This is a genomic window from Gelidibacter algens, from assembly GCF_001678675.1.
GTDB lineage: Bacteria > Bacteroidota > Bacteroidia > Flavobacteriales > Flavobacteriaceae > Gelidibacter > Gelidibacter algens.
Map to the genome: position 1 here is coordinate 1 of NZ_LZRN01000070.1, position 11,125 is coordinate 11,125.

The 11,125-nt window shown below is 36.0% G+C and carries 10 protein-coding genes and 1 pseudogene; 6 read left to right on the forward strand and 5 right to left on the reverse strand.

The window, feature by feature from the left end:
- Positions 1 to 95: 95 nt before the first annotated feature.
- Complete coding sequence (rho, locus tag A9996_RS18225) at positions 96 to 1,883, reverse strand: transcription termination factor Rho (protein WP_066438698.1); 1,788 nt, start codon at positions 1,881 to 1,883, stop codon at positions 96 to 98.
- Positions 1,884 to 2,104: 221 nt separating this feature from the next.
- Between rho and A9996_RS18230 the strand changes: the two are divergent.
- Positions 2,105 to 2,516: pseudogene (locus A9996_RS18230) on the forward strand (DUF4293 domain-containing protein).
- A gap of 258 nt (positions 2,517 to 2,774) precedes the next feature.
- On the opposite strand, the gene A9996_RS18235 reads toward A9996_RS18230, so the two are convergent.
- A complete protein-coding gene (locus A9996_RS18235; protein ID WP_066438706.1) occupies positions 2,775 to 3,266 on the reverse strand; it encodes a metallophosphoesterase family protein in 492 nt (163 codons plus the stop codon).
- A 233-nt stretch (positions 3,267 to 3,499) separates the two neighbouring features.
- On the opposite strand from A9996_RS18235, the gene truA reads away from it, so the two are divergent.
- Together truA and A9996_RS18245 are read left to right on the forward strand one after the other, a co-directional pair.
- The gene (truA, locus tag A9996_RS18240; protein ID WP_066438710.1) at positions 3,500 to 4,249 is read left to right on the forward strand and encodes a tRNA pseudouridine(38-40) synthase TruA; all 750 of its coding nucleotides are present in this window, start codon (positions 3,500 to 3,502) and stop codon (positions 4,247 to 4,249) included.
- A 1-nt stretch (position 4,250) separates the two neighbouring features.
- A complete protein-coding gene (locus A9996_RS18245) occupies positions 4,251 to 6,020 on the forward strand; it encodes an ABC transporter ATP-binding protein (protein WP_066438712.1) in 1,770 nt (589 codons plus the stop codon).
- A 66-nt stretch (positions 6,021 to 6,086) separates the two neighbouring features.
- On the opposite strand, the gene A9996_RS18250 is transcribed toward A9996_RS18245, so the two are convergent.
- From A9996_RS18250 to folP, 3 genes are read right to left on the reverse strand one after another with little or no spacing between them, the layout of a single operon-like run.
- A complete protein-coding gene (locus A9996_RS18250; protein ID WP_066438714.1) occupies positions 6,087 to 6,869 on the reverse strand; it encodes a diadenylate cyclase in 783 nt (260 codons plus the stop codon).
- 35 nt (positions 6,870 to 6,904) lie between these two features.
- Positions 6,905 to 7,585 (reverse strand): hypothetical protein, encoded by a 681-nt coding sequence (locus A9996_RS18255; protein WP_066438717.1) that lies wholly within the window; start codon positions 7,583 to 7,585, stop codon positions 6,905 to 6,907.
- A gap of 3 nt (positions 7,586 to 7,588) precedes the next feature.
- A complete protein-coding gene (gene folP, locus A9996_RS18260; protein ID WP_066438726.1) occupies positions 7,589 to 8,413 on the reverse strand; it encodes a dihydropteroate synthase in 825 nt (274 codons plus the stop codon).
- A 169-nt stretch (positions 8,414 to 8,582) separates the two neighbouring features.
- Here folP and A9996_RS18265 point away from each other — a divergent pair, with 169 nt between their 5' ends.
- Genes A9996_RS18265 through tpiA form a run of 3 tightly spaced genes read left to right on the forward strand, consistent with a single transcriptional unit; the run spans position 8,583 to position 11,042 of the window.
- Positions 8,583 to 9,119, forward strand: coding sequence for a DUF1599 domain-containing protein (locus A9996_RS18265; RefSeq protein WP_066438720.1), 537 nt, complete (start codon positions 8,583 to 8,585; stop codon positions 9,117 to 9,119).
- Between the two features lie 33 nt (positions 9,120 to 9,152).
- Positions 9,153 to 10,247 (forward strand): BT_3928 family protein, encoded by a 1,095-nt coding sequence (locus tag A9996_RS18270; RefSeq protein ID WP_066438723.1) that lies wholly within the window; start codon positions 9,153 to 9,155, stop codon positions 10,245 to 10,247.
- A 45-nt stretch (positions 10,248 to 10,292) separates the two neighbouring features.
- A complete protein-coding gene (tpiA, locus tag A9996_RS18275; protein ID WP_066438733.1) occupies positions 10,293 to 11,042 on the forward strand; it encodes a triose-phosphate isomerase in 750 nt (249 codons plus the stop codon).
- The last annotated feature ends 83 nt before the right edge of the window (positions 11,043 to 11,125 follow it).

Consider the following 11,125-nt stretch of genomic DNA (forward strand, 5'->3'; position numbering starts at 1 on the left):
TTTATTTTTTATCGTCCTTACTCCTAGTAAAGTTAGTAAATAATAAAACGACCCAATCGTATAGTTGGGCTTTTTGATATATTATGAAGTGCTAATTATCCGTTCATGGATAACAAAAACTCCTCATTGTTTCTGGTCTTTTTGAATCGGTCATTGATAAATTCCATGGCCTCCACAGGATTCATATCTGCAAGGTACTTACGCATTACCCACATTCTTTGAATAGTGTTCTCATCCAGCAATAAATCATCTCTACGTGTGCTTGAAGAGGTTAAATCAATAGCAGGGAAAATACGACGGTTAGATATTTTTCTATCCAATTGCAATTCCATATTACCTGTTCCTTTAAATTCTTCAAAGATCACTTCATCCATTTTAGAGCCAGTTTCAGTTAAGGCTGTTGCAATAATGGTTAAAGATCCGCCATTTTCAATATTACGGGCCGCACCAAAGAAACGTTTTGGTTTGTGCAAGGCGTTGGCATCAACACCACCACTCAATATTTTACCAGAGGCAGGTTGAACGGTATTGTAAGCTCTAGCCAAACGTGTAATGGAGTCCAATAGGATCACAACATCATGACCACATTCTACCAAACGTTTTGCTTTTTCTAAAACAATGTTTGCAATTTTAACGTGTTCATGAGCTTCTTTATCAAATGTTGATGCAATAACTTCACCACGAACGTTACGTTGCATGTCAGTAACCTCTTCAGGACGTTCATCAATCAATAAGATCATTTGATACACTTCAGGATGGTTTGCTGCAATAGCATTTGCAACATCCTTTAATAACATCGTTTTGCCAGTTTTAGGTTGTGATACAATCATACCACGTTGTCCTTTACCAATTGGTGAGAACAAATCCATGATTCTTGTAGAGATGGTACTCTGTCTTTCAGCAAGGTTAAATTTTTCCTGAGGAAATAATGGCGTCAAGTGCTCAAAAGAGACGCGGTCTCTTACAACTTCCGGTTTTTGACCATTAATTCTGCTCACTTTGATTAAAGGAAAATACTTTTCACCTTCTTTTGGTGGTCTTACATGTCCTAGAACAGTATCTCCGGTTTTTAAACCAAACAATCTGATTTGCGATTGCGATACATAAATATCGTCAGGCGAGGAGAGGTAATTATAATCTGAAGACCGTAAAAATCCGTAGCCATCTTGCATGATGTCCAACACACCTTCACTTTCAATAATAGCATCAAATTCAAAATCAGGTTCTCTGTAACGATTTCTATTGTCTTTGTTGCCGTTGTTTACTTTTGAATGCGCATTACTGCTGTTATCACGATTGTTGTTGTCGCGATTATTGTTGTCTCTAGTATTGGTGTCTCGGGAGGTTGATTTATTCCCATTACTATCATTTGAACGTTGTGTTCTGTCCTCTTTAGTACGAGGTTTGTTGATAGTATCTTTTTCTTTTGGAGTATGTTGCTTTTTATCGCGATGCTCTGCTTTTTTAGGGCTCTGTGGTTCTTTCTTAGAAGTGTTAGAACTGTCATTTGATGCAGCTTTAGGAGCGGCGGCCTTAGGTTCCGGTTTTTTGATCTCTAATTTTGGAGCTTCCGGTTTATTTTCTTCGGCTTTATCTTCAGGCAACTCCATTTTTTGCTGTGACTTGTCTGAAGCTGGTTTTTTGTCAACACGCTCTCTTTTTTTCTTTGAAGGTGTTTTTGCTTCTTTGGGAGTTTCAGTGTTAGTGTCAGGGGGCGTCGCGATTTCTGCTTTCACTACGTCAGGATTTGCAGCCTGGACATCTAGAATTTGATAGACTAAGTCTAATTTTTTAAGCGTACGATACTTGGGTACATTTAATTTTTGAGCTATTTCTTGTAAATCAGAAAGCTTCTTTTCTTTTAATTGCGAAATTTCAAACATGTATGTTTATGGATATTATTATAAAATTGAAATTGGATTTGTTCCGACACTTATTTAGAATTAAGAAGAGGGAAAAATCGAATGTAATTTTTGAAGATTTAACAGCCTATCACTCTGCGAGTAACAAAACGTTGATGCAATAATACAATTTTATTTTAAAAATAACAGCATGTTTTAAAAAGAAACTACTAATTTTGAGCTTTAATTTTTTAGATCTATACATGTTACAGCGCATTCAAACCGTCTATTTACTTATAGCAGCCATATTTTCTTGCGGATTGATATTTGTGTTTCATTTATGGACCACAACAATTGATGTTGCTGTATATGCACAAGATGATATGCTGTATTTGGCTATGTTTTTCGGATCTGCGGCATTATCTTTGATTTCTATATTCAATTATAAAAACAGGAAGTTTCAATTTGTTTTGGGACGACTTAATATCATATTAAACTTTATTTTATTAGGATTATTTGTGTATCAATTGCTAATGGCGCCTGGAGAAAGTCAAATTTCAGAGAAAGGCGTTGGGATTTTTATTCCTATTTTCTCTATCGTGTTTTTGGTGTTAGCCAATAAGGCCATAAAAAAGGATGAAGATCTTGTAAAATACTGTGGATAGATTGCGATAAGCCTATTATCTTAATTTTTTTAGTTGCGTAAACCCGAGGTGAAGATCTCGGGTTTTTTTAGTGAAACCCAAATTCCAAAAGCCGAAGGCGCATTGGAATTTGCTGGTTGCCCCGAAGTATCGGGATAATCCCGATTTTGTGCAGGTTCTATGCCCAACTCTAACTTTTCCCGAACAGAGTGAATACTTAGTTATTACAATATAGGATATATGGAAACTTAAAAGTCAAATTAAGTTTTGGCGCCAACTTTGATCACATTTATTTCTTAAACTCAATCACCTCCAAATTATCAATCTTACTCCCATCAATAGTAAAACGCAACATTGTTCTTACATTTTGAAACCCATGTTTGCCAATAGCACCAGGATTCATGTGCAACAAGTTTAATTTTTTATCGGGCATAACTTTAAGAATGTGAGAGTGTCCGGAAATAAAGAGTTTTGGCGGATTTTGATAAAGTAATTCTCGCACCCGTTGATTGTACTTTCCAGGATATCCGCCAATGTGGGTTATGAAAACGTCGACACCCTCGCACATAAACCGATTATTTTCAGGGAATTCCATGCGTGCCTTGGTGTCGTCAATATTGCCATAAACAGCTCTAAGTGGTTTGATTTTTTTTATAGTATCTGTAACGTCTAACTTGCCTATATCGCCTGCATGCCAAACTTCATCGGCTTGTTTGACATATTTGAGAATATCGTCATCAATATAACTGTGGGTATCTGACAAGAGTAGGATTTTTTTCAAACGAAGAAATTTTATAAGAGTCAAAAGTTTTGGTAACCAAACCTCTCAGGTTTCCAAAACCGGAGAGGTTTTAATCATTTTTCTATTTATCTTTGCACATCACAAAAATAGTGATAAAGACATTATAGTATCAGTAAGTAATGCATTATCCTATATCAAATAGTAGTTGAGTAATCCAATGTAAGGAATATGCCTGTTTCTGATATTAAATTTTAAAATCCATTTGAATTGCCTTGAGATATTTTATCGAATTGTCATATAACGGAAAAGCCTATCATGGGTGGCAGAATCAACCCAATGCCATTTCAGTGCAGCAGGTTTTAGAACATGCATTGACAACCTTATTGAGAGTTCCGATAAAGATCATGGGTGCAGGACGCACAGATGCTGGCGTTCATGCCTCTCAAATGTACGCCCATTTTGATATGGAAGAACCATTTGATATTGAGGTGCTGATTTTTAAGATCAATTGGTTTTTACCAAATGACATCGCCATCCATCGTATTTTTAGGGTAAAAGATAAAGCACATGCCAGATTTAATGCGGTAAGCAGAACTTATAAGTACCGCATCTCTAATACTAAAAATGTTTTTACAACTGATTTTGCCTATAAAATCCATCTGCCTCTAGATTTGGATAAAATGAATGAGGCCTGCACTATTTTATTGGAGTATAAAGATTTTCAATGCTTTTCTAAAAGTAATCCTGACGCAAAAACGTATTATTGCGATATCAAAGAAGCGAATTGGGTATTGAATGATACAGAGTTGACCTTTACCATTACTGCCGATCGTTTTTTGAGAAATATGGTGCGTGCCATTGTGGGCACCATGGTCAATATTGGCTTGGGAAAACTTGAGGTGGAGCATTTACACAACATCATCAAATCTAAAAATAGGAGTGAAGCCGGTTTTTCCGTTCCTGCACATGGGTTATATTTAATGGATATTCAATATCCTGATACCATTTTTAACGCTATATAATATGAGTGCCAAAAAGAAAACCAAAGTTTATGACGTGAGCCTATACAAGCGCTTAATGCAATATATTAAACCCTACAAGGGTGTATTTACGCTTACTTTGATATTCGTTACAGGTTTGGCTATTTTTGGAGCTTTAAGGCCTTATGTCTTACAGCAAGCCATTGATAAGCACATTGAACTCCAAAAATATGATGGGTTCATGTACTATATCATTATAATGATTGTGCTGTTGGTGTTGGAGGTGGTGTGCCAATTGCTGTTTATTTACAATGCCAGTTGGCTGGGTCAGTCTGTAGTAAAAGACATTAGAGTAAAGCTATTTAAGCACATTATGAGTTTCAAGATGAAATATTTTGATAATTCTTCAGTAGGTGTTTTAATTACCAGAACGGTTACCGATATGGAGCGGATCTCCGATATTTTTGGAGAGGGGCTTTTTATGATCTTTAGTGATTTCCTTAAGATGTTAGTTGTAGGCGGCGTCATGGTTTTTATGAATTGGAAGCTTAGTATTTTAGTGTTTACAACCTTACCTATTGTTCTTTTTGCAACCACCATCTTCCAGAGGTATATGAAAATTGCTTTTGAAGATGTCCGTAATGAGGTTTCCAATCTCAACTCATTTGTACAGGAACGCGTTACGGGAATGAAAATATTGCAACTTTTTACGAGAGAAGAAACTGAATACAGAAAGTTTAAAGAAATCAATGCACGCCATAAAAAAGGTTGGTTAAAAACAGTATGGTACAACTCAGTATTCTTCCCAATTGCCGAATTTCTATCCTCGTTGACCCTAGGTCTTGTGGTTTGGTATGGTGGACTCAATATTATTTCAGATGAATTGGCCTCACAAGGCGATTTGTTTGCCTTTATCATGATGATCCCAATGTTGTTCAGACCTTTAAACCAAATTGCTAATAGATTCAATACCCTGCAAATGGGAATTGTTGCTGCCAATCGTGTTTTTGATGTTTTAGATACAACCTCACAAATTGATGATGCCGGAAAAATTGAAGCCGCGCAGTTTAAGGGCAATATCAAATTTGAAAAAGTGCATTTTTCTTACATTGACGATGAAGAAGTTTTAAAAGGCATTTCTTTTGATGTGAAGTCAGGACAAACTATTGCTATTGTAGGTGCAACTGGAGCAGGAAAATCCACCATAATCAACTTATTGAATCGTTTTTATGACATCCAAAAAGGCACCATTTACATTGATGAAGTCGATATAAAGGAAATGACCTTGGTGTCATTAAGAGCCCAAATAGCTGTCGTGCTCCAGGATGTTTTCCTTTTTGCAGATACCATCCTCAATAATATAACCCTCAACAATCCTAATATTACAGAGGAATACGTTAAGCAAGCCGCCAAAGATATTGGTATTGATGAATTTATTATGAGCTTACCAAATGGTTACCATTATAATGTAAAAGAACGAGGGGTGATGCTTTCGTCTGGGCAGAGACAGTTGATTTCATTTTTAAGAGCTTATGTGACCAACCCGAGAATTTTAATCCTGGATGAGGCTACCTCTTCTGTAGATTCTTATTCTGAGCAATTGATGCAAATTGCCACAGATAAAATAACAAAAGACAGAACCTCTATTGTCATTGCGCACCGTTTGGCAACAATTCAAAAAGCAGATAATATAATTGTTATGGATGCTGGAAAAATTGTGGAGCAAGGCACTCACAAGGAATTACTTCAAAATAAAGATGGCTATTATAGAAATTTATATGAGGTGCAGTTTATGAAGGAAGAAACGATGTAAGTATTTGGCATGTGTCTGTCAATAGTTAAAAGTAAATGCCGACAAAGAGTTAAAGTGTTTTCGACTTTACGCCAAATCTTTTTTGATCATTCCAATTAGCTCCGCATTATCTTTGAACATCACGAACTCCCCGTTCTTTAAATAGGAAATCTGCCCAGTCTCCTCACTTACAGCAATTGCTAAAGCATCGGTTTTTTCAGTAATGCCAACAGCTGCCCTATGGCGGAGTCCAAAACGTTGTGGAATGTTTCGTTCATTACTTACCGGTAGAATGACGCGTGTTGCTTTAACCGTATTGTTGGCAATAACAATGGCACCGTCATGCAACGGACTGTTCTTAAAAAATATACTTTCAATAATGGGTTGTGTTACTCCAATATTCATTTCATCACCAGAACTGGTCAAAAAGTCGAGATTGTTACTGCGTTCCAAAACAATTAAAGCGCCTGTTCTGGTAGACGCCATTTTTTGGCATGCCGAAATGATGACGTCAATATTGGTTTGTACTTGCTCTTCTGTTTTCAAAAAATTGAGATGTCTCAAAAACTTGCGTTTGTTTCCAAAATTTGTAGAACCTACCATTAATAGGAATTTTCGGATTTCTGGTTGAAACACAACAATCAGGGCAATAATACCAACGTCCATAAAGCCACTAAATATGGAGCTCAGCAGTCCCATTTTAAGAAACGCCGTTAGTTTCCAAACAAAATAAATAATGATGATACCAATAAAAATATTGATCGCAACAGTGCCCTTTATAAGCTTGTAAACATAATATAAAAGTATGGCAACGAGGAAAACATCTATAAAATCTATAATCCCGAAATCCCAAAATTTAAGCTGATCCAATACTGAAGTGTTTTTGTAAAATTAAAAAAATAAGCTTAATAAATGAATTCATTTTCATTGACGCTCATTTTAGACGAATTGATTTGAGAAAGTTTCGATTTAAAGGTAATATAATCCTGAAAGGTCAATTTGCTGTTGATGTTTAGAATGAACTCATATACCCCATCATTTGGTAAATTATCTAGATCCTGTTTCAAATTTTTCAGAGTTGATTTTTTGAGAATGGAGTCTTTTGAAAGCGTCACCAATTTAATATCCTGAACATTTCTAAAATCAACGATAATGCGGTTCTCTCTCGGATTCTCATAATCTGGAGCAACATTTGGGAACACATAACCGGTTTTGTAAATAATATCTGTAAACTCTATAAACCCAAGGCTTTTAATACTGGTATCATTGCACGTGTAATAATTTTTTGCGTTTTCGTTTTTATGAACTTCAGCATTCCGTTTTTTATTCTGTAAAAATATAATCTGCGGAATGACCTGCCCTAACGTAAGCCGTTTATCGACATTAACGAGCCAGTTTGTAGTGCCAATCAGGTTCTTTCTGTTCATTTCAATGCTGTCCTTTTTTGTTTCATCGTAAAAAAGATAGGCAGGAGAAACATCAAGAACTTCAGTAATGTCAGCATTCACTATTTCAGGAAGAAGAACTGTTTTTTCATGATTGCATGAAAAAGTTAAAAGCAGCAATAAGAAGGCTAAGTATTTCATGGATTATAATTTTAGTTGCTGAGTTAGTTCAATACATTCCTTAGCTTCTTTGACATCATGGACTCTTAAAATAGAGGCGTTTTTTTGCAAAGCAAGCGTGTTTAAAACCGTAGTACCATTTAATGCATCAGCCGCCGAAGATTTAAGAGTTTTATAAATCATTGATTTTCTTGAAAACCCAACCAACAGAGGTTTCTCCAATATTTTAAAGACCTCCAGATGCTTTAAAAGTTCAAAGTTTTGAGCGGTAGTTTTTGAAAACCCGAAACCAGGATCTATAATTATATCTACAATTCCCAAGGCTTTAGCAGCTTCAATGCGTTCAGAAAAATAAAAAAGAATATCCTTTAACAAATCCTCATAACTGGTATTTTGCTGCATATTTTGTGGTGTCCCCTTCATATGCATCATTACGTACGGTACTTTAAGTTTGGCAATGGTTGCCATCATGTTCTCGTCTATTTTTCCAGCGGAGATATCATTGATCATACATGCTCCCGCATTAATAGATGTTTCAGCCACATTGCTTCTGAAAGTGTCAATAGATATTAAAATATCAGGAAAAGCGTCTGTTAGCAACTTTAGAATGGGAAGCAAACGTTGCAACTCTTCAGTCTCACTTATATGTACAGCATTGGGTTTTGAACTGTAAGCGCCAATATCAATAAAAGTGGCTCCTTCATTCAGCATTTTATCTACATGCTCTAAAATATCAGAGTTGTTTTTGTAAATACCACCATCGTAAAAAGAATCTGGAGTGACATTTAAAATCCCCATGACTTTGGGAATGGTCAAATCAATAAGCTGTCCTTTACAGTTAATGGTCATTTTGGTGTTTTTACTGCTAATTAATTGCGAATGCCAATTTTTATCATTTTGATAAAACAAGGTTCTATCAAATTATGATATGTTTAACTCGAAACAATCACGTATTCGTGGCTATTAGTTTTGAACTTTAAACAATTTAAGCGAAATTTACGGAAAATTACCACTTTCTATGCAAGATACCTCAAAACAATATGATGACGTTATTGAAAAATGTAGAAATCTTTTTGTTAATAAAATGTCCGACTACGGCAGTGCATGGCGCATTTTGAGGCTTCCCTCATTAACAGATCAAATTTTTATAAAAGCACAACGCATTAGGGGTTTGCAGCAAAATGCTGAACGCAAAGTGGATGAAGATGAGGCGAGCGAATTTATTGGGATCATCAATTATTGCACCATGGCATTGATTCAGCTAGAAAAGGGCGTGGTTGAAAAACCCGATATGTCTGTAGACCAAGCCACCGAACTTTACGATGAAAAAATAGCGTTGAGTAAGCAACTGATGATGAATAAAAATCATGATTATGGTGAAGCATGGCGCGATATGAGGGTGAGTAGTTTAACCGATCTTATTTTGCAAAAATTACTGAGAGTAAAACAGATAGAAAATAACGCTGGTAAAACACTGGTTAGTGAAGGGATTGACGCCAATTATCAGGATATGATCAATTATGCGGTGTTTGCGTTAATTCATCTTAAGGAATAATAGAATTTTAATAGTAACAAATAGTTTAGTAGAATGAAGATAGTAGTTGGCATCAGTAGAATTTTTGTAGGCGTCCTGTTTATCATTTCGGGCTTTGTAAAACTGAATGATCCTTTAGGGTTTTCTTATAAACTTCAAGAGTATTTTAGTGCCGCTGTTTTGAATATTCCCTTTTTGGAACCTTACGCTTTAGGGATTGCTATTATGGTGGTGATTTTTGAAGTGGTTGTAGGGATATTTCTTTTGATAGGGTATAGGCCAAAATTCACCGTTTGGAGTTTGCTGCTCATGATTATCTTCTTTACTTTTTTGACCTTTTATGCGGCGTATTTTGATAAAGTAAAAGATTGTGGTTGCTTTGGAGATGCAATGCCTATGACCCCGTGGCAAAGTTTTACCAAAGATGTGGTTCTATTAGTTTTGATTCTCATTCTGTTTTTAGGCGTCAAATATATTAAGCCTGTTTTTAGTAAATTAGGAACAACCGTTGTAGCGCTCTTGGGCTTTTTGGCATCACTTTCATTTGCTTATTATGTGATTATGCATTTGCCAGCAATTGATTTTAGAGCCTATAAAATTGGCGATAACCTTCAACAAAACATGGAGCTTGCCCCAGATGCAAAAAGAGCCATCATTGATTACGAATGGACTTATACATTGAATGGTGAAGAAAAAGTATTGACTGATGGTGGACAAGGGCCCGCTGAGTATGATGAGATTATTGGGGTGGAAACAAAAGAAATACAAGCCGGTGATCTTCCTAAAATTCAGGATTTCTCAATAGAAACACAAGATGAAGATTTGACTTCTTATTTCTTGGAAAAAGAAAAGTTATTGATGATTGTGGCTTATGATTTGAATTCCGCAGAAAAAAAGGGCATGGCAAAACTGAAATCCTTGTCAGATGAAGCGCTTAAAAAGGGATATACCGTTATTGGGATGACTACTTCTGATGAAGCCACAAAACAAAAATTTAAAGCAGAATATCAATTTGATTTTGATTTTTATCTGTGTGATGAAAAAGTACTAAAAACGATTGTGCGCTCGAGTCCAGGCGTGGTTATCCTCAATAAAGGAACCGTAATGCAAAAGAAGCACTGGAATGATATTGAAGATTTGAAATTGTAATAATAACTAAAAAAGTTCCTTCCCTTTGGGAAGGTTAAGATGGAAATGAGAAAAAACATAGTAGCAGGAAATTGGAAAATGAACAATGATTTATCGGAAACGGAAACATTGATCAGAGAACTCAAATTACAAAACAAACCAGCAGATGTTGAGGTGATGATTGCACCATCATTTACAAATCTGTTGCAAGCGTTCAACACGTTGAAAGAAAATCCTATTGAAGTGGTGGCGCAAAATATGCATTTCGCTGAGTCTGGAGCTTATACAGGTGAAGTGAGTGGGCCAATGTTAAAAAGTCTCGGTATTAAAACTGTAATTTTAGGACATAGTGAGCGTCGTGCCTATTTTGGTGAAACTGATGAAATGTTAGCGAAAAAAGTAGATGCAGCGCTTGAAAATGAGTTTCGCGTTATTTTTTGTTTTGGCGAAGAATTAAAAGATAGAAAAGCTGACAATCATGAAACTATTGTGGAGAGTCAGATCAAAAATGCGTTGTTCCATTTAGACGCCTCAGCGCTTAAAAATATAGTCCTGGCATATGAGCCTGTTTGGGCCATTGGTACAGGAGAAACAGCAAGCCCTGAGCAAGCGCAGGAAATGCATGCTTTTATCAGAAAAACTATGGCTGATAACTATGGAACTGATGTTGCAGACGGCGTTTCTATTTTATATGGCGGTAGTGTCAAGCCAAACAATGCCAAAGAAATCTTCTCTAAGCCAGATGTTGATGGTGGATTGATTGGAGGCGCATCTTTAAATGCCGAAGACTTTTTTGCCATTGCAAACGCGTTCTAAACGCGGTTTAAAAAACAAAAAAAGACTACCTAACTAGTGTAGCTTTTTTGTTTTTATTTAGTATGCCTACTTTCTAACCTACG